The sequence below is a fragment of the Flagellimonas amphidinii genome, assembly GCF_013090115.1.
Classification (GTDB): Bacteria; Bacteroidota; Bacteroidia; order Flavobacteriales; family Flavobacteriaceae; genus Flagellimonas; species Flagellimonas amphidinii.
The window spans coordinates 70,263-89,800 of record NZ_JABFNN010000033.1 but is presented as its reverse complement, the minus strand read 5'-3'; the positions used below and the strand labels follow the sequence as shown (position 1 = coordinate 89,800).

The following is a 19,538-nucleotide window of genomic DNA, read 5'->3' as shown; positions in this document are numbered from 1 at the left end:
CCAATTCAAAATAAGCAAAATTTTATGCCCAGAGCTATGTTAGATTACAGCAAAACTGTCTTACAAAAAGTTAGTTTTGATGCTAAACTCTTCGCTAAAGAATTGAAGAAAGCTATTTCAAGGCTATTGCCCAATGAAATTGAAGAACTTAGAATCTGGTTACAGTACTTCATTGTAGATAAACCAGAGTTGCAACAACCATCTTTATTACTATTAAAAGCATAAATAAAAGGGTCGCATTTGCGGCCCTTTTTCATTATCTGGTTAGGCTTTGGCAACAGGGCTGATGATTTTCACATCCTGAAAGGCTATTGCACCCCTCACAATACCAGAAATGACCTCCTTTAAAGCTTCGGTGATTTGGATTTTAAGCTCACTTTTGTGGTAAATGAGACTTATTTCTCTAGCTGGTGAAGGGGTTTGAAAGGGTTTAAGGAATTTTCGCTTTTCACTTTCAAGGTGCATTGTGTTTAGGTAGGGAAGTAGAGTCATACCCATTCCCTCATCTGCCAAACTCACCAGGGTCTCAAAACTTCCACTTTCAATTTTGAACTGGTCTCCTTCAATATTTTTAGAGGCTTTGCATAAATTAATGACTCCATCTCTAAAACAGTGCCCATCCTGTAGCAAGAGGATATCATTAACATTCAAGTGCGCTGTGGTCAATTGTTTTTCTGAAGCTAAGCGATGGTTCTGCGGTACATAACCTATAAAGGGTTCGTAGTAGAGCGGCCGTTCTTTAATAAATTCAATTTCCAAAGGAGTGGCTGCAATGCCAGCATCCAAGTGTCCATCCAGAATATTTCGAATCATCATATCCGTTGGTTGCTCTTTAATGATGAGATTGACCTTGGGATACTTTTTAATAAAAGTATTTAAAAACATGGGAAGCAGCGTAGGCATGACCGTGGGTATGATTCCCAAGGTATAATCACCACCAATAAAACCTTTGTCCTGATCAACGATATCCTTAATGCGTTCCGCTTCTGCAACAATGTTTTTGGCTTGGGCGACTATTTTTTTTCCAACTTCGGTTATTGAAATAGGTTTTTTACTTCGGTCAAAAATCAAAACATCCAGTTCGTCTTCCAATTTCTGAACCTGCATGCTCAAAGTGGGCTGGGTAACAAAACTTTTCTCAGCGGCCAGCGTAAAATTCTTGTATTCTGCAACGGCTAAAACATATTGAAGTTGGGTGATTGTCATAAACTATAAGTTTGGGATATAAAAGTATAAAAAAGCATCAGTTTCTTCTATGCTTAATACTATATTATGTTGTTCATGATTACTTCTTGATATAAAACATTTCGGGAACTTAATTTGCAAATCTTTATATTTAGTTCAACAGAACGATTCATTTGTAGCAATGACCGCTGAGCGACTCAACCAACTCGTAGATTTTTTAAAAAAAGTTCCATTTTTCTCTGAAGTGGAAAAAGCATCACTATTGGAGCTTTGTGAAAGTTCTCAAGAGGAACGGTTTGTAAAAAACAATCGGATAATCCAAAAAGGGGAGTTGGCTGATGGTATGTATGTTCTGCTTAGTGGAAAAGTAAAGGTACATGACAAAGAGCATCTGTATAGTATATTATCAGTTGGGGATTGCTTTGGAGAGTATGCTTTGATTGATGAAAAACCAAGATCGGTATCTGTCACTTCCATTGAGGAAACCAAACTACTTAAAATAGAATCTACCCGTTTTTCGGAATTGATGGATGCTGACAAGGGCTTTGCCAAAGGTATTCTGTCGGTATTGATTAAAAGGCACCGAGAGTTGGATATAATTCAAGAACGTTTATCGGCTTCTAAAGAGGAAGTAGAGTTGGCCAATGCTAAAATGATGGGGCTGATTGATGGCGCAATGGATGCCATTGTGATGTTTGATCAAAATTTTAGAATTGTATTGGCCAATGCTTCGGCCCAAATAATTTTTGAAAATGATGATGTGTTACAGCGGAATGTTCTTTTCTTTTTTGATGAGGATGGTGCGCAACTATTGGAATCTTTGGTGAAGGATGATATTGAAGGGGAAGGAGATGGACTGAATACCTATCTGTCTAGAATTGTAAAAGTAATTGGGTCTGAAGAAAAAGTTACTCTTAATGAAGGAACCATAAGCAGATATGGGAAGCAAACTAATAGATTTTACACGTTAATTCTTAGAAATATAAACGACCGCTTATTGGCAGAGGATAAAATATTGACCTTAAAAACACAAACCAAATATTTGGAGGAAGAAATCAAGGAACTTTCTAATGATCACGGAATTATTGGTCAGCACCCATCCATGAAAAATCTGCTTGGGCTAATCGGTCAAGTTGCACCCACTAAGGCCACTGTGCTCATACATGGTGAAACGGGGACAGGCAAGGAATTGGTGGCTAGGGCCATACATGCGGCAAGTGATAGAAGTGCCGGTCCAATGATTCGAATCAACTGTGGGGCAATTCCAGCAAATTTGATTGAAAGTGAATTTTTCGGACATGAAAAAGGTGCATTTACAGGAGCTACTGCTAATAGAAAAGGACGATTTTTATTGGCGGATAAGGGAACCATTTTCTTGGATGAAATAGGGGAGTTGCCAATGGATTTACAGCCAAAACTATTACGCGTGATTCAAGAAGGGGAATTTGATCCAGTTGGTAGTTCTATCACTCAAAAAGTAGATGTTAGAATAATTGCCGCTACCCATCGCAATCTTTTGGAGCTTTCCAAAAAGGGGAAATTCAGGGAGGATTTGTATTATAGACTTAATGTGTTTCCTTTAGAAGTTCCTTCTTTAAGAGAAAGGGGCAATGATATTTGTTTGATAGCGGGAGAAATGCTCCAAAACCTTTCCCGAAAGTTGAATAAGGATATAAAACCGCTGACCGGGGCACAACAAAAACTGCTGTTACGATACGAATGGCCAGGAAATGTGCGGGAATTGCAGAATTTAGTGGAGCGTGCAGTTATTGTGTCAAAAAATGGAGCCATTGATTGGTCCCAAATAATCCCCAATCCAAAAACTACTGATTTGATTAATTCCAAAAATGATGATGACCATATCTACACTTCCAAGGAATTGATTCAAATGGAAAAGGACAATATTCTTAAGGCGTTGAGAAAGACCCAATGGAGAGTTTCCGGTGAAAAAGGAGCTGCGGCACTCTTGGGCATACCGCCAACAACACTTACTTCAAAAATTAGATCTCTAGGTATTAGAAGACCTATTTGATGACGAAATTTCGTTGTTATTTTTACGAAATATCATGAATAAGCTAAATATCGTTATGATATTTTATGCTATATAATTTGTAATAAGTTGATTTTCAGGTTTATATGTTTTTGGCATGCCAAATGCAAATACTATGGCAAATACAAAACAATAATCTTAAAATCGAAAAAGAATGATTACAACAGCAAACATTAAAAACGGAGTAAACGTAGATCAGTTGGTTGAAACAATCAACGCAGTACAAGGAGACCCTAAATTGGCAAAGTTTCAATTTAGAGCCAAAAACAATTGGATTGATGGAGGTCACTGTATAACCAGCATCAAAGAGTATTATGGAGTTGGCGAAGAACACACAGAGAGAAAAGAAGGAGCCTTTACCATGGAGGCAGACCATGTAGAAGTACTTTTGGGAGAGGACAAAGCTCCTAACCCAGGTGAGATTGTTCTGCATGCCCTAGGGTCTTGCTTGACAGGTGCCATGGCTTACCATGCCGCTGCCAACGGAATTGATATTGAAGGAATGGAGTCTACCTTGGAAGGTGGTGTAGACCTTCATGGTTTCTTGGGACTGGATCCGGAAGTTAGAAAAGGTTACGAAGGTATCAAAGTTACTTTCAAGGTAAAGTCCGATGCTTCTGAAGAACAATTGAGAAATTTGGCTCAATTCTCCCCAGTATTCGATATGTTGACTAACCCAACCCCTGTTACTATCGAATTCGAAAAACAGTAAAATTTGCTAAGCCGCCCATTCATGGGCGGCTTAATTTCTTCCAATAAAACCAACACTTCAGAAGTAATTCAACTCATGAAAAATCAACAACATATCATTGTTAACGGTAATCAAGCTGTGGCACATGTGGCCTATCGTACCAATGATGTGTTTCCGATATACCCCATAACACCATCTTCAGAAATGTCTGAATTGGTGGAAGAATGGAGTACATTACAAATAAAAAATATTTTTGGTAATGTTCCTGAGGTTTTTGAAATGCAAGGCGAGGGCGGAGTGGCCGGGGCCATGCATGGCTTAGTACAGGCAGGGTCATTGTCCACAACCTTTACAGCATCTCAAGGATTACTTTTGATGATGCCAAACATGTGCAAAATTGCAGGGGAATTAACCCCAAATGTGATTCATGTTCCCACAAGATCTGTCGCAACGCATGCATTATCGGTATTTGGAGATCATAGCGATATTATGGCGGTCAGAAATACCGGTTACGCCTTTTTGGGGTCCAGCTCTGTACAGGAAGCAATGGATTTTGCATTGATAGCACAGGCCGCTACTTTATCATCCAGAATTCCTTTTGTGCATTTTTTTGATGGTTTTAGAACTTCACATGAAACCTCTAAAATTAAAGAAATCAGTAACGAGGTCATTAAGATTATGATGTCTCAAGACCAAATCGATTTACATAGAAAAAGAGCACTCGACCCTAATAATCCTGTAATTAGAGGAACTTCGCAGGGACCAGATGTGTTTTTTCAAAGCAGGGAAGCTGTCAATTCGTACTATAATGATTGTCCAAAACTTGTTCAAGAACAAATGGACCATTTTGCACAATTGACAGGAAGACACTATAAATTGTTTGATTATGTAGGCCATCCAGAAGCAGAACAAGTTATAATAGCTATGGCGTCTGCTACGGAAACGCTGCAAAAGACAATATCATATTTAAATACCCAAGGAGAAAAATTGGGTTTGATTAAGGTAAGATTATTTAGGCCCTTTAGTATGAAACACCTTTTGGATAGTATTCCGGATTCATGCAAAACCATTGCGGTACTGGACAGAACTAAGGAACCCGGAGCAAGCGGAGAACCGTTGTATTTAGATGTGTTCCATGCCGTAATGCAATCCAAGAGATTTAAAACCAAACCGAAAATTGTTGGGGGGCGATATGGTTTAAGTTCGAAGGAGTTTTCCCCTGCAATGGTGAAAGCCATTGTGAATAATTTGAAGCAAAAAGAACCAAAGAATAATTTTACGGTGGGCATTAACGATGATGTAACCCACCTAAGTCTTGATGTTGAACCCTTTCAAATACCGCCAGAATTTCATCAAGCAATGTTCTATACGACCAAAAATGATGAAACTTTAAAATGTTTTCAGCGAATATTGGAACTGATGGGCAGCAATTCAAATAATTATGTCCAAGGTTATGTGGAATGCGACTATAAAAAGACGAATTCTAGGAGCGTGGCACATTTACGGGTTGCTACAGCGTCTATTAATGCCCCTTATTTAATATCAAATGCAGATATTATTTTTTGTGAGGATATTACATTTCTGCAAAACGAAAATGCATTGAACAAACTTAAATACAAAGGGAAAGTAGTTCTGCAATCCAAGTTACATCCTGAAGTTTTATGGGGAAAACTTTCTAGGAAGGAACAAAGTTTGATTCAAGAGAAGCAACTGGAATTGTATCTAACCTTCAGTAGCCCTGAAAATCTTTATGAGGTCAATGGTGTGGCAATATCTTTATTGCAGGCCTGTTACTTTGCATTGCGCAACACATTTTTGGACTACGCTGATATTAGAAGTGCTAAGAAAAACTTGCAAAAAGTTGACACTACTGAAATGATATTGGGCAATCAGATCAGATTGATTGAAGATACTGAGTTTTCAAAGACTCTTTTAGGTAAACTATTGGCTGGAAAAGGCAACGATGTATCTGTTGGTGAACTTCCTTTAGATGGCACTTATGATACTAATACTTCGCATCATAATTCCTTTAAAACCCTATTAGAACTACCTGTATGGGATACTGATTTATGCACACAATGTGGAGCTTGTAGTATGGCATGTCCTTCGGGAGCACTTCGTATAAAGGCATATAATGATGACGTTCTAGCAGAAGCACCGCAGGGCTTTAAATCCAAGTTGTTTGGGGAGGATATAAATGGTTTTAGCTTGTTGAATTATACCATTCAAGTGTATCCTGGGCATTGTACGTCTTGTAATAATTGTGTGGATGTCTGCCCGGTAAAAGCATTGACTATGACACAAAGTAAAATCAGTATTGAAGAAGAACAGATGCATTGGGATTATTTTGAAACCATTCCTGAATTTAATAGAACCAAAATAGATGTTTTTAATGTGGCGCAACAACAATTGCAAGAACCGCTTTTTAAGTATCCTATGGGCGAAGATGGTTGCGGAGAGGAACCATATCTAAAATTATTATCCCAATTGTTTGGAGACCGAATGATGGTGGCGAATGCCACTGGAGCCAGTTCTATTTTTGGTGGAGCATTGCCAACAACCCCTTGGTCAAAGAATGAAGAGGGAAGAGGGCCAGCTTGGTCCAATTCTCTTTTTGAAGACAATGCAGAATTTGGTTTGGGTTTCAGATTGGCCTTTGATCAGCAAGAAAAACGAGCCAGGAGATTAATAAATCTGTTGAAGAAAGATGTTGGATGCGAACTTGTGGAAGCTATTCTGAATTCAGCACAAAATACAGAGTTGGAAATTCAAGAACAACGTGCTAGAATCATGAAACTGAAAGCTATATTGAATACTATCGATAAGGTTGAGGCGAGACAACTTGCCGAGATGGTGGATAATTTGATCAAGAAAAGTGTATGGATTGTAGGAGGGGATGGATGGGCTTATGATATAGGTTTTGGTGGATTGGATCATGTATTGGCCTCCGATAAAAATGTGAATATTTTAGTTTTGGACAATGAAGCTTATTCCAATACAGGAGGACAAATGTCCAAAGCAACACCGTATGGGGCAACTGCTAAGTTTGCAGCCCAAAGAAAACAGAAACAGAAAAAAGACCTTGGTTTTTGGGCCATGCAGTATGAAGGGGTTTATGTGGCTTCTGTAGCTATGGGAGCTGATAAAGAACAAACCTTACGGGCATTAATTGAAGCGGAAAAGCATGACGGGCCATCATTGGTTATAGCTTATTGTCACAGCTCCTCGCATGGAATTGATATGAGAAAACCTTCACAATATCACCAAGCTGCGGTTGTTTCTGGACAATGGTTACTATATAGAAATGACCCAAAAAGAACCAAGGAAGGGTTAGTGTCGTTACAAATGGATTCTGATGCCCCAAGCATTCCAGTTGAGTCTTATTTTAGGATGGAAAAACGTTTTGCACAACTTATTGAAAGTAATACCAAAACTTTTGAGGAAGCAATACAAACAGCACAGGATGCTGTAGACAAACGATATGCCAAGTATAAAGGACTGTCGTCTGCAATTCCATTGGAGTTTATTTAGGCGGCTCTCATTATTTCTCATGCAATATAGTTCCCGACTTCCAACCTTCGGGAATTCCTAGTACTGCATATTTTTTAGCCTTTTCGTTGAAATATTTTACAACTGAGTCGCTCGGATTTTTATAAAGAACACCCTCAAAATTCGTTGAGGCGTCATTAAAATTCCCATTGAAAAAGTGTTCAATGCCTTCGTCATAGAGTTTTTTAGTTTCCAACTTCAGGGAAATACTTCCAATACTATCACCGTCTATACACTCATAAATTTCAATTGCTTTCTGTTTCCCTTTCACCCTAACTTTTCCTAGATATCTAAAGTTAAAACCTCTTGGGTCTGTTATCAAATTCAAACTGTCCTCGCTAATAATAATGTTGGCCCCAAAGTGTTTGGTTACTCCTTCAACTCTAGCGGCACTATTAACTGTATCAGCAATAACAGCCGGGTCGTTTCTTTTAGAGTCACCAATAATTCCCATAATCAATGGTCCGGTGTGTATACCAATGCCTACAGCCAATGGTTTATAGCCTTTTTCTTCAACCCTTCTTTTGTTGTATAGTGCTAACGTTCTTTGCATTTCTATAGCCGAGTCCAAGGCATTTTCTGGTTTTTTAGGGAATAAGGCCATGATACCATCACCCAAATATTGGTTTACGAAGCCTTCATTTTCTTTTATGATGGGTCCCATTCTACCTACATAAGCGTTCACAAACTTAAAATTTTGTTCAGGAGTCATACTTTCAGATAGGGTGGTGTAATCCCGGATGTCTGAAAACAATACTGAAACACTTTTTTCTATATGATCTCCCAATCTAACCTCTGTAATGGATTCTTTTCCTACGGAACGGACAAATTCTGAAGGAACAAATTTTGAAGTGGCCCTGTGAATCGTATTTAAGTTAAGGTGCGTCTTAATGCGACTTAACAGCTCGTTCTTGGAAAAAGGTTTGGTCAAATAATCGTTTGCTCCGGCACCAAATCCAGTAACCAAGTCTTCCACGGTGTTCTTTGCGGTAAGTAAAATTATGGGAAGTTCATTGGCTCCTTGGGTTTCCCTTATTTTTTCGCACACCTCATACCCCGAAATTTCGGGCATCATAATATCCAGAAGCACAAGATTGAAGGATGGGTCATCTACCAACAATTGTAATGCTTCGTTACCAGTACTTGCTTCTGTAATGCGATAACCTGCTACGGTCAAATGATTTTCCAAAACTCTTCTATTTACGGGTTCGTCATCAACAATCAAGATTTTTGGAGTTTCTTCAGAGCTTTGATGTTTTTCTACTGCTAAAGTGATGCCTTCAGGGACAGGCAATACGGATTGCACAAAATCCTTTGGAGTATACTCTTCTTTTTTCAGCTCTTTTCTACCTTTTTCACTTAAAGGCAAGGTAAAAGTGAAGATAGAGCCCTTGCCTTCCTGGGAGGTGACTGAAATAGAACCGCCGTGCAATTCAACCAATTGTTTGGTCACAGAAAGACCAAGACCGGTACCACCATATTCTCTTTGGGTTGAACCATCAACCTGTTCAAATGAATCAAAAACTGAAAGTAATTTGTCTTTGGGGATGCCAATTCCTGTATCGGAAACTGAAATGGATAGCATGGTATCTTTTACTTCGGAAGTCAATGTAACATATCCTTTATGTGTAAACTTGATGGCATTGCCCACAAGATTGTGCATAATTTGTTGAAGTCGATTTTCATCGGCATTGACTAAAGGCACTTCTTTAGGAATGGAATTGATAAGCTTTAATTTTTTGTCTTTAACCAAGGGATGGGATAACCGTATGACTATGTTGGTAACTGCGTGGATATCCACAGGTCTTGAGGCGAGTGCCAGATCTTTGTTTTTAAGGCGGGAAAAATCCAGAATATCATTTACTAAATGGGAAAGTCGTTTTCCACTATTGGCAATCATGTCCAAGTTTTCGAGCGCAGCTTTTGATAACTTCCCTGCTACGCCATCCTTTAAGGATTCCGTAAGACCGATAATGCCCACCAAAGGTGTTCGGAGTTCATGAGAGGTGTTGGCCAAAAATTCATCTTTAAGTCTATCTATTTTTTGAAGTTCAGCCACACGTTGTTTTTCTATTTCGGTTCGTTTACGTTCTTCCAACAATGCCCTTTTTTTCTCCTCTTCTATTTGTTTTGCCCTTTGGGCATCTTTATAGCGATTGAAAGCAAACCAAAGGAAAAAAAGTGTAGCCATGGATATGCCAATGACCACATTGCGAAGTGTTTTTTGCTGCTCTAACTTCAGCTCCCCAATTTCTGCATCTTTTTGAAGCGCTGCGATGGCATCCTGTTTTTTTTCAGTATCAAAACGCACTTGAAGTTCTTCTATCTGCTTGGACTTTACCTCGGAAAAAAGACTGTCTTTCAAAAAAGAGGATCGGTTTCTATAAATCAAGGCGTTTTCAAAATCCCCGGTTCTCTCATAAATCTGGGACAATACATCGTAACTTTTCTGCAATTGGGGTTTTGCACCAATCGTTGTTGCAATTTCCATTGCTTTCAGGATACTTTTTTTGGCATTGGCATAGTCTTTGGTTTCTAAATTGATGATGCCAATTTGGTTATGACTCATGGCGAGTTCCAATTGCTGGTTCAGCTTTTCTCGAATAGCCAACGCTTTCTTATGGTATTCCAAGGATAGGTCAAACTTTTGTTGATAGCCATATACTTTTCCCAATGCCTCAAAATCGTAGGCTCTTCCCCAATCACTATTGGTAGCTTCATCCAATGCTAAAGCTTGATGAAAATAGGTAAGTGCTTGATCATAATCCTTTTGCTGCATAAAAGTATCTCCAATATTGAAAAGACAATTGGCCATTTCCGTTTTGTCACTTAATTCCTCAAAAATTTTCAAGGCTTTGGTATAACTTTCCATGGCCTCGGACATTTTACCCGTCTCTTTTTTAATTTCACCAATGGCGTTCAATGTGGTGGCAACGCTGAAAGGATTATCGTACTCTTCATATATTTTTAAAATGTCATAATAGATTTCCAGACTCTTTTCAAAACTTCCAAAATTGTCCAAAATGATGGCTTTTTGGTAAAGGCCGTTGGCCATTGAAAAAGGTTCCTCTTTGGTAAGGTCAAAATCCAAGTACTTATCAATATAGTCCAGAGCAGCACCATAATTGCCATTTTGCCTTTCAAGTACTGCGTATTGATAATTGGCCAAGGAAAGTCCCCACTGTATATTCGCTCTTTTGCTAATGGTGTAAAAACTGTCGATGTGCTTTTTGGCCAATCCGGCATTTCCTCTGTTGTTAAGGAGTTGCCATGAAATGTCCTTTAAAACCCTAACTCTTAAAGAATCTGTATTTACCAATTTGTACTGATTTCTGAGACTGTCTAAGAGGTTTGACTGACTTTGCAACTGACTTGAAAAAAGGAACGAAAAGAGCAGTATGAGGATTGGTTTTTTGATAGCAGTAGTTTGTTGGTTGATAAACAGTCTTTTAAATGTAGTGTTTAAACCAATACGGACAAAATAAGGCTTGCCAACGGCAAGCCTTTTCAAGATTGATGAATGTTGTATTGTTAGAATCGAATATTAAACTCCAAATCCTCGTTTTCTACTGTAAATTTAGCGTCATTAAAGGCTGGTGGTCCAAAGGACATGTCGTTGCCAGACATACCATAGCTTTCTTTAGGCATTCCATTGATTTCATAATCCATTCTGTTATTTCCGTTTGCATCATGCATGGCCATAACCGCGTAATCTCCAGGGGCTACATTTTCAAAAGTGAGGGAAACCTTGCCATTTTCGATGGTGCTTTTTAGGTTTTGAATTCCAGGACCTTTCATAAAAGTATCGGCAGTATGTAAACTGATCAATACTTGTCCAGTATCGCTGGTAATCTTATCAATAGTTACTTGAATGTTGATTCCAGTTGTTTCTTGTGCTAAGCCTACGAGGCTGGTCAATGCGAATGCGAATGTCAATAAAATAGTTTTCATAATGATTGCTTTTTGATGTTTTGATGCTCCAAATTTCTTTCGATAGGAATGATTTTTAAATTTCAATGTGCCGAAATGTTGATTTTTCGGAGTGAATTGTAAATCCAATTTTCCAATTTCAATTCATCGCTAAAATTCTACGATTGGGTAGTTCAGATTAGTGATTTTTTCCGTGGTGACTCAATTTTGACCCATCAAAAAATGAGCAGTCATGAAAAACCTAATCTTTTTAATTCTTTTACTTCTTAGTGTGAAACTTACCGTGGCACAAACCATGGTTTCCGGTATTGTTACGGATACAAAAAACAATCCTATTGTTGGGGCCAATGTATATTTGGAAGGAACCTACGATGGTGCTTCAACCGATGATAATGGACAATTTAATTTTGAAACTATAGCGGAGGGAACCCAAACCTTAGTGGTGTCCATGTTGTCTTACGAACCACACTATGAAGTGGGCGACATCAACTATTTCAAAGACCTTTCCATTAGTTTAATGGAATCCATCAATGCATTGTCTGGAGTAACATTGACAGCAGGTACTTTTGAAGCTGGAGACAATTCCAAGGTTTCGGTATTAAAACCATTGGATATTGTGACCACTGCCGGTGCAGCTGGAGATTTTGTAGCTGCTTTGCAAACTTTGCCAGGAACAAGTACAGTTAATGAAGATGGTCGATTGTTTGTTAGGGGAGGGGCAGCAGGTGAAACCCAGGTTTTTATAGATGGACTTCGGGTATTTCAACCCTTTAATGCCACTGCGAACAATATACCTACCCGTGGACGTTTTTCTCCTTTTCTTTTTAAAGGAATTACTTTTAGTACTGGGGGATATTCCGCAGAATATGGTCAAGCACTTTCCAGTGTATTGCTACTGAATACAACCGATGTTCCAAATCAAGAGAAAACAGATATTTCCATGATGTCCGTAGGGGGAGGTCTTGGCCACACCAAAATTTGGGGTGATCAATCGTTGAGTTTGAATACCAGTTATATCAATTTGGCACCTTATGAAGCATTGATTCCATCTACACAAGGGGTGCGTTGGAACCGTCCTTATGAATCCATTTCTGGCGAAGCGGTTTTTAGAAGTAAAGGAGACCAAAGTATGTTCAAGCTTTACACCGGGTTCAACCACGCAGACTTGGATATTGAGCAGGAGGATATCAATTTTGAGGATTTTGTCCAGTTTCAATTGACGAATAACAATTTATATTTCAATGCTTCCTATAAGTATTATTTTGATAATGACTGGAGCGTCACTTCAGGGGCATCTATTTCATGGGACAACAATGACATCGTATTGCAGGAAGATATTATTGATGCAAAAGAGATAGCTTCACACTTGAAGCTAAAGGCACGTAAAAATTTTAGCAGTCGGTTTGACCTTAATTTTGGGGCAGAGGTTTTTATTTCTGATTACAAGGATAAATTAGCTACCGCCGATGATTTTACTTTTGATAGTGGGTACAATGAAAGTCTATGGGGCAGTTTTGCTGAGGCTGATATATTTTTTAGCAATCAATTTGCTATGAAACTGGGAGCTAGGGGAGAGTATAGTTCTCTTTTAGATGATTTTACAATTTCTCCAAGGGTCTCCTTGGCCTATAAATCAAGCGAGAAGGGACAATTTTCTGTGGCATATGGTGATTTTTATCAGAATCCAGTTGCGAATGTGCTTAAGTTTGATGCTGCTGTGCTTTCCGAAAAAACCTCACATTATATTGCCAATTATCAATATTTGGGAGATGGTAAAACCTTTAGGGCCGAAGCATATTATAAAGACTATGATAATTTAATCAAATATGACACCCAATTCCCTCAATTTGATTCAAACTTTACGAATACAGGAAACGGTTATGCGGCAGGACTTGATTTATTTTGGAGGGATAATAAGAGCATTGAATATTTAGATTATTGGGTATCCTATTCCTATCTGGATACGGAAAGGGATTATCAGGATTTTAGGGCTCAAGCAACTCCCAATTTTGCAGCTAAACATAATTTTTCATTGGTTACAAAGTATTGGGTGGATAAATTGCGGTCGCAAGTTGGACTTTCTTATTCCTTTGCTTCTGGGAGACCATACAATGATCCAAACTCCACAGAATTTATGGCAGAAAGAACCAAATCTTTCAACAACTTGAGTCTGAATTGGGCCTATCTTATAGATCAACAGAAGATTCTTTACTTTTCAGTAAATAATGTTTTGGGTTTCAATAATGTGAGTAATTATCAATATGCAGATACCCCAAACATGGATGGAGTTTTTGATAGAAGAGCAATCACACCTGCAGCAGATAGCTTTTTCTTTGTTGGCTTCTTTTGGACCATAAGCTCTGATGGTAAAAGCAATCAACTGGATAATCTATAGCCAACTATTGTTGCATTTTTAAATAATAATCTACAGAATGTTTTCCAGAACCATAGACTAAAAAGAACAGGCAAGCTATTAGTGTGATGATGGACAAAATCAAATTTATTGTGTTCATTTCCCCTAAAAAGTTGGTCAGCACAGCTCCCATTAAAATAGGTACTTGAGCTAAGGATGCCCAACGTGTAAGCAAACCAACAACAATTAAAAACCCACCTACAAAATGAGCGGGAGCTATATAGTGCAAAATAATCATTCCTCCAGGCATGTCTTGAAAAGGGCGAGCCATTTGGGCCATTTGTTCATGATTGGTCATAAATTCCACCCCTTTGATGAAAAGAAAAACTCCAAGAGCTGCACGAAGTAAATCTAATGGATAGTACGTATGGGCATTGGCCCATTTATTCAAGTTTTTAACGGTTTCCATGATTAAATAGTTTTAGCGAGATAACCTTATAATATACTCATTTTTAATGAGATATAAAAATTTGATATCTGTACAGGAACTCTTGGGGGAGTACAGGAACTGATAGATAAAATCAAAAACAAGAATTTGCTTGGTTTTTAGGAAAGCCTATTAGTTATGGATTTAAGGTGAAAAAGGAATTGTCTATAACCAACTCCATTTGAATATCACTGCGTTCGTAAGGTGATGTTGCTCCTACAATTTCCACAAAACCTAGTTTGCGATAAAGACCAAGCGCAGGTTTTAATACCCTGTTGCTTTCCAAAAATATTCTGGTCGCACCCATTTCTCGAGCTTTATCAATAATATGTTCACCCAATAGTTTTCCAATACCTTTACCTTGGGCTTTAGGTGAAACTCCCATTTTTGCGAGCTCAAAATCAAATTCATCACGATTACTGGGAATAAGGGCGCAAACACCAATAGCTTCACCATTAAACAAGGCTACAGCTATATACCCTCCTTTATCCAAAATGTACTCCTTCGGATTGTTCAAGGATACTCTGTCCATTTCTTCCATTTTGAAATACTTGACAATCCACTCCTCATTTAGTGATTTGAATGCTTCGCCGTATTCAGAAGAAAAAGGGACTATTTTTAGGGAATTATCCATCGCGATTTACAACAAGAATTGAAGAACAAAAATAACTTAAATCAGCAAAATTTTGTAAGAAATATGACTGACAATCACTTTGATTATTTTTTAGTTTTTTGAATCTTATCTGAATCATGAAGCATATGAACAGATATTAATCGCCATTCAACGAGTAAATTGGTTATTTACCGAAAAAAAGTGTAATATTGAAATACTATTAATAGTAAAACTCTTACAAGCTCCCAAATCTTGTCATGAGAAAACGCAAAAAACACCAACCTGTCCCAAACAGGTATCTTAACCTACAAACATCTCTCGGCTATGGACGTAAAACTACTCCTATTCCCAAAGAACACCATTGTATTTCGTAACATTTGGATTTTTTATCTAGTGCTTTTATTTCTTCCTTTTCATGAAGAAGTCAATGCACAGGAAAGTAATCCTTATGTAAGTTACGATGTGCCCTTTCAAAATTTGTTGAAATTCAACAGGTTTTTGATTAACCCCACCTTTTCGGCGGTGCGGGAAGACAAATCTTATGTAAATCTCTTTCATAGAAGTCAAAGTGCTGATTTTAGCGATAACAATCAGAATTATTTTCTAAGTTATAGTGGAAAGCTTAACGACCGAATTGGAATGGGTGTCAGCCTTTACAATCAACAAGAAGGGGTTATTTCCAATCTTGGGATTATGGCGAACTATTCGCATGGAATTCAGTTAGGGCAAAAAAGCAGTCTTACATTTGGGGTTAATATACCTTATTATGTAAGTAGTTTTGATCCAGATAGGGCAGTTGCTCTTGAGGATGATCCCATTTTGAACGATGCTTCACAAAGCTCCATTATTTCTTTTCAACCTGGATTAAATCTTACGCTAGGAAAGTTTGATTTTGGGGTTTTTGCCCAAAATCTGGTCGATTATAACATCAAATCGGGCAAATCTTTGACGGATTTGAGTCAAAAAACTTTCTCAGGACATATTCAGTTTGCCCATAAATTCAAGAATGCCGCTGGAATTTTGGAAGATGGCCGTTTGATGCCTTTGGCAAGAGCTCGTTTTGAAGCTGACCAAGACCCGATTTTTGGAGGTGGTCTTATTTTGGATTTGCCCAAGCTTGGTTGGATTCAAGGTGGATATGACCAATTTTATGGTGCCTCTGCAGGAACTGGATTTAATTTGAATCGAAGGCTATCTTTTGGGTACAATTTTGAGAAGAACATCAACAGTAATCTTTCCTACCTAGGCGTTACCCACGAAATATCCATTGCATATTCTTTTATTCCGATGCCATCGCACAGTATCATAGTTTCTACAGATGAATCTGGCCAAGAGCCACTGGAAGGAACCTTTGTTGCTGATGCAAAATCCAAGAAAAAGGAAAAGACCAAGAAGAGCAAATTGGATGCACAAACTGTATTAAGACCTACCAATAAGGAGGATTTGGCTTTTTGGGAAGAACAAATTGAATTATTGAGAGAACAACAGCGCGAAAATTATGCAGTAATCAACGAATTGATTTTCAAAATGGATTCCATGGAACAAAACAGACAGCGAGATCTAGAAAAACGTTTTGAAATGGTGATGCGTATGGTAAAGCGCAAGACCAATGATGAGATTCCAGAAATTGAGGCGCAAGCACAGCAACTATATTTAGCTAAAAATGAAGACTTGGATTCTATTTACTCATCTTTGCAAACAGAAGCTGTGGCGGATAATTCAATGGCAAAGAAGAAAGATGTAAAATCCAAACCCGAAGGTACTTTTACGGGAGGAGCTTATAAGCCTATTGAAAAATTCATCAAATTGGATGGAGTGGGCAAGGGGCATTATATAGTGGCCAATGTTTTTAAGAATGAGCGCTACTTGAAGAGTTTTATGGCAGATTTAAAGTCAAAAGGGTTGGATGCCAAATATTTTAAAAACCCTGATAATGGTTTAAACTATGTTTATTTGGCAAAGTATGACCAAAATGAACATGCTTATGCGGCATATCGCTCCAAAATGAAAGGACAATATAAAGATGATATTTGGATCATGCATGTGGAAAACCCGAGATACTCCAATTGGACCAATACCATTTATCAGGATAACGAATAAAAGCTGTTAAGTCTTTGACTTGTCCATTAGTTGGGCAATAACCTTACTGTCACCATCCCTTTGTTTGAGCTCAGCAATAATCTTGGAATGGTCATGCGGTCTGGTTTGTGAAAGTTTGTAAGCTGCCTGTACTTCAGCAATCTCAATTTGAAAGCCAACAACACCTTTAACCTGTCTCAGGGTTTTTGGTGACATTTCATGCAGGGAAACCGGATTTTTGGAATCCTCTTCATATTTATCTACCAATTTATGAAGGGCATCCATCGTTTCCTTTTCATTTAAAATATTGAGTTTCCCATATACGTGCACGGCGATGTAATTCCAAGTGGGAACTTCCTCCTCTTTATACCAAGATGAAGAAACATACGTATGGGGCCCATTAAAAATGCAAAGAACTTTGGAATCTTTGCTAAAGGCTTTCCATTGTGGATTTGCCTTGGCAATATGTCCTGAAAGCACTTCTTTACCATTTTCATCAATGTCCAACTCCAAGGGAATATGGGTTGCCCAAGGTTTGCCGTCCAATTGATTGACCAAAATACCAAAGCTGTTTTTCCTGATAAAATCTTTGACCTCTGTTAGATTTTCATTCTTGTAATAGTGTGGGATGTACATGGTTTTGATGCTATATGAAAAGGAATCTCAAAGATAACAATAAGGTATTTTGGTTTAATCATGAAATACTGAAACATCAAGAATGCTGATAGGGAAGTACCAAAAAACAAAAAGAGGGCATAAAGCCCCCTTTTTTAATAGAAGATGAACTACGATTGACTACAAGATTTGGTTTTAAAGTCTGGCTATTCGGTTTCTTCTTGATTTTCTTCGGCCATTTTAGCCTCAGCCGCTATTTTTTGAAGTTCCAATACAATTTCAGTGGGGTCCCAATACCCGTATTCTCTAACAATCTTTCCGTCAACGAATTGATAGGTTAAATGAATTGGAATTACTATTTCCTTTCCATTGGCAGCTAGGGAACCTTTCCAATCCAACCAACAGTTCACCCAGGTTTCACCATCATTGGTGACCACCATTTCATACTCTTGATGGTCGTCCATAAAACCCCGAGATGAATAATTGGCATCACTTTGCTTGTGATAGTCCATGGTTTCGGTGGGAGACATTGGATTGTCCTTAGTGTTGTAAAAAGTCTTTGAAGTATCCGCATACATGCTTGTTTCAAAGTTTTTACTGTCATAATTGGCAATCAATTGTTTAATAGTGTCAATCTCAGGAGATTCCTGTGTGTAGCGTACAGGTCCCTGGCAAGCGGTCAGGCACAGCAAAACAGCTGTGCAGTAAAAAATGATTTGTTTCATTGTTGTTGATTTTGGTTACTTAATAGAAAATGAAATCTCTGCCTTGCGCAGTAACGGTCGGTTTGTTTTTTGAGTGAATGAAATAAGATTGGTATTGAAATTCTTAGGAACAACTTGCTTAATTTCAAACAACATGGAACACCTTCTATTGCAAGTAAGGATCAATCATAAAGCGGGGAACAAACCGAGGACGAAATGGGACGGAATATGTATTGTTGCCTCGGTTATGTAATATAGTAAAAAACTGATAATGAATTGGTTGAAAATCATAAAATGTTATTGAAATCATGTTTTTGACCTTCTTTTCCTACATCGTTCCTTGTCGTTTCTTTTGCAAATGTCCGTGACGGAAGTACTAACTAAAAAACCCTTGTCTAAAATGGACAAGGGTTTTAATTTTTGAAATAATGCGCCTTACTCAAAAGTATAGCTGGAAGTAATCATTTCGGTGACCCTAAAATAGCCGTAGGGCGTATTATCTGGGTCGTCTTCGTTTACACAGTTTCCAATCAACGGAACAGGAGGTGGACTGAAAGGGCCTCCTGCAGCTTCATATTGATCTATCAGTAGCCTCAAATAATTGTGGTATTGCTCCGAAATACCATAAAATTCGATATCAACAATTTCTCCTGGGACAAACTCGGAAGTCCCATCATCCTCGTCTTCCAGTTTTTCATAATAAATGGTAAACTCATTGCCATCAATGAACTCATCCTTGATATAAAAAAGTTCTGGAAAAATTTCATTTCTACTCTTAAATCGGAGGTAATAGTAATTTTCAATATTAGCGGGATCCAAAAAAGATACATTGACTTCAAGGGCCTCGTCATCTTCTCCGTCTTCCCGGGATTGGTTTATTTCAGTGATATCACTAACAGGAAATAATGTTTCTACTCCAGTATATCTTTCACCATTGTAGCGTATTTCAAGGGCATATTGGTTTCCTACGATCGGCTCAAAGGTAGTGGTGGTATAATTACCGTTTCCTTGGTCTTCAAATACAAATTCAGAACCATTATTGGTATTGGTGACCCTTACTGTGGCTCCAGTGGCTGGAACAAACTTATCATCACTAAAAAAAGGTGTTGAGGTACTCAGTACAATGGTCTGATTGTTTCCAGTAGTGCCTCTTTCCCAATCCAAGGAGGCTTCTATGGTCAGTCGAGTGGGCCCTTCAGGTACGTTCACTTCAATAACATCGGTACAAGAAAAGCCTGTTAGTATCCATGCACAAAAAAGAAATTTATAAAAAGCTTTCATC

At 38.2% G+C, this 19,538-nt stretch carries 14 protein-coding genes; 6 read left to right on the top strand and 8 right to left on the bottom strand.

All coding sequences use genetic code 11. The features are described 5' to 3' along the window. Window positions 1–24: 24 nt before the first annotated feature. Complete coding sequence (locus HJC33_RS10110) at window positions 25–225, top strand: hypothetical protein (RefSeq protein WP_171658706.1); 201 nt, start codon at window positions 25–27, stop codon at window positions 223–225. 39 nt (window positions 226–264) lie between these two features. Here the strand turns inward: HJC33_RS10110 and HJC33_RS10105 are convergent, their stop codons facing one another. Then, the gene (locus HJC33_RS10105; protein ID WP_171658705.1) at window positions 265–1,206 is read right to left on the bottom strand and encodes a LysR substrate-binding domain-containing protein; all 942 of its coding nucleotides are present in this window, start codon (window positions 1,204–1,206) and stop codon (window positions 265–267) included. Between the two features lie 160 nt (window positions 1,207–1,366). Between HJC33_RS10105 and HJC33_RS17450 the strand changes: the two genes are divergently transcribed. From HJC33_RS17450 to HJC33_RS10090, 3 genes are all read left to right on the top strand, one after another. Beyond that, window positions 1,367–3,217 carry a sigma 54-interacting transcriptional regulator gene (locus HJC33_RS17450; RefSeq protein WP_171658704.1) on the top strand — a complete coding sequence of 617 codons (1,851 nt, stop codon included), beginning with the start codon at window positions 1,367–1,369 and terminating at the stop codon, window positions 3,215–3,217. 172 nt (window positions 3,218–3,389) lie between these two features. Beyond that, window positions 3,390–3,947 carry an OsmC family protein gene (locus HJC33_RS10095; protein ID WP_171658703.1) on the top strand — a complete coding sequence of 186 codons (558 nt, stop codon included), beginning with the start codon at window positions 3,390–3,392 and terminating at the stop codon, window positions 3,945–3,947. A 21-nt stretch (window positions 3,948–3,968) separates the two neighbouring features. Beyond that, window positions 3,969–7,457, top strand: a complete 3,489-nt coding sequence (locus HJC33_RS10090) for a 4Fe-4S binding protein (RefSeq protein ID WP_216366682.1) — start codon at window positions 3,969–3,971, stop codon at window positions 7,455–7,457. A gap of 10 nt (window positions 7,458–7,467) precedes the next feature. Here the strand turns inward: HJC33_RS10090 and HJC33_RS10085 are convergent, their stop codons facing one another. Both HJC33_RS10085 and HJC33_RS10080 read right to left on the bottom strand, forming a co-directional pair. Further along, a complete protein-coding gene (locus HJC33_RS10085) occupies window positions 7,468–10,986 on the bottom strand; it encodes an ATP-binding protein (protein WP_171658702.1) in 3,519 nt (1,172 codons plus the stop codon). 20 nt (window positions 10,987–11,006) lie between these two features. Continuing rightward, on the bottom strand, window positions 11,007–11,426 hold the full coding sequence (locus tag HJC33_RS10080) for a DUF2141 domain-containing protein (protein ID WP_171658701.1): 420 nt from the start codon (window positions 11,424–11,426) through the stop codon (window positions 11,007–11,009). A gap of 211 nt (window positions 11,427–11,637) precedes the next feature. Here HJC33_RS10080 and HJC33_RS10075 point away from each other — a divergent pair, with 211 nt between their 5' ends. After that, window positions 11,638–13,800, top strand: coding sequence for a TonB-dependent receptor (locus tag HJC33_RS10075; protein ID WP_171658700.1), 2,163 nt, complete (start codon window positions 11,638–11,640; stop codon window positions 13,798–13,800). 4 nt (window positions 13,801–13,804) lie between these two features. Here the strand turns inward: HJC33_RS10075 and HJC33_RS10070 are convergent, their stop codons facing one another. Together HJC33_RS10070 and HJC33_RS10065 are read right to left on the bottom strand one after the other, a co-directional pair. Next, complete coding sequence (locus HJC33_RS10070; protein ID WP_171658699.1) at window positions 13,805–14,227, bottom strand: DoxX family protein; 423 nt, start codon at window positions 14,225–14,227, stop codon at window positions 13,805–13,807. Window positions 14,228–14,381: 154 nt separating this feature from the next. Further along, window positions 14,382–14,879, bottom strand: coding sequence for a GNAT family N-acetyltransferase (locus HJC33_RS10065; protein ID WP_171658698.1), 498 nt, complete (start codon window positions 14,877–14,879; stop codon window positions 14,382–14,384). A gap of 303 nt (window positions 14,880–15,182) precedes the next feature. Between HJC33_RS10065 and HJC33_RS10060 the strand changes: the two genes are divergently transcribed. Further along, window positions 15,183–16,958 carry a PorP/SprF family type IX secretion system membrane protein gene (locus HJC33_RS10060; protein ID WP_171658697.1) on the top strand — a complete coding sequence of 592 codons (1,776 nt, stop codon included), beginning with the start codon at window positions 15,183–15,185 and terminating at the stop codon, window positions 16,956–16,958. 6 nt (window positions 16,959–16,964) lie between these two features. On the opposite strand, the gene HJC33_RS10055 is transcribed toward HJC33_RS10060, so the two are convergent. The 3 genes from HJC33_RS10055 to HJC33_RS10045 all read right to left on the bottom strand — a co-directional run bounded on the left by HJC33_RS10055 (window position 16,965) and on the right by HJC33_RS10045 (window position 19,537). After that, window positions 16,965–17,573, bottom strand: a complete 609-nt coding sequence (locus HJC33_RS10055) for an FMN-binding negative transcriptional regulator (protein ID WP_171658696.1) — start codon at window positions 17,571–17,573, stop codon at window positions 16,965–16,967. A 185-nt stretch (window positions 17,574–17,758) separates the two neighbouring features. Next, window positions 17,759–18,277 carry a nuclear transport factor 2-like protein gene (locus HJC33_RS10050; RefSeq protein ID WP_171658695.1) on the bottom strand — a complete coding sequence of 173 codons (519 nt, stop codon included), beginning with the start codon at window positions 18,275–18,277 and terminating at the stop codon, window positions 17,759–17,761. A gap of 414 nt (window positions 18,278–18,691) precedes the next feature. Further along, entirely contained in the window at window positions 18,692–19,537 is an 846-nt protein-coding gene (locus HJC33_RS10045; RefSeq protein ID WP_171658694.1) for a DUF4249 domain-containing protein, read from the bottom strand. Between the last annotated feature and the right edge of the window lies 1 nt (window position 19,538).

Bases quoted from the DNA above. Each gene is read 5' to 3' on its own strand.
- HJC33_RS10110 (WP_171658706.1), top strand. From the start codon at position 25: ATGCCCAGAGCTATGTTAGATTACAGCAAAACTGTCTTACAAAAAGTT.
- HJC33_RS10105 (WP_171658705.1), bottom strand. From the start codon at position 1,206: ATGACAATCACCCAACTTCAATATGTTTTAGCCGTTGCAGAATACAAG.
- HJC33_RS17450 (WP_171658704.1), top strand. From the start codon at position 1,367: ATGACCGCTGAGCGACTCAACCAACTCGTAGATTTTTTAAAAAAAGTT.
- HJC33_RS10095 (WP_171658703.1), top strand. From the start codon at position 3,390: ATGATTACAACAGCAAACATTAAAAACGGAGTAAACGTAGATCAGTTG.
- HJC33_RS10090 (WP_216366682.1), top strand. From the start codon at position 3,969: ATGGGCGGCTTAATTTCTTCCAATAAAACCAACACTTCAGAAGTAATT.
- HJC33_RS10080 (WP_171658701.1), bottom strand. From the start codon at position 11,426: ATGAAAACTATTTTATTGACATTCGCATTCGCATTGACCAGCCTCGTA.
- HJC33_RS10075 (WP_171658700.1), top strand. From the start codon at position 11,638: ATGAAAAACCTAATCTTTTTAATTCTTTTACTTCTTAGTGTGAAACTT.
- HJC33_RS10070 (WP_171658699.1), bottom strand. From the start codon at position 14,227: ATGGAAACCGTTAAAAACTTGAATAAATGGGCCAATGCCCATACGTAC.
- HJC33_RS10065 (WP_171658698.1), bottom strand. From the start codon at position 14,879: ATGGATAATTCCCTAAAAATAGTCCCTTTTTCTTCTGAATACGGCGAA.
- HJC33_RS10060 (WP_171658697.1), top strand. From the start codon at position 15,183: ATGGACGTAAAACTACTCCTATTCCCAAAGAACACCATTGTATTTCGT.
- HJC33_RS10055 (WP_171658696.1), bottom strand. From the start codon at position 17,573: ATGTACATCCCACACTATTACAAGAATGAAAATCTAACAGAGGTCAAA.
- HJC33_RS10050 (WP_171658695.1), bottom strand. From the start codon at position 18,277: ATGAAACAAATCATTTTTTACTGCACAGCTGTTTTGCTGTGCCTGACC.
- HJC33_RS10045 (WP_171658694.1), bottom strand. From the start codon at position 19,537: ATGAAAGCTTTTTATAAATTTCTTTTTTGTGCATGGATACTAACAGGC.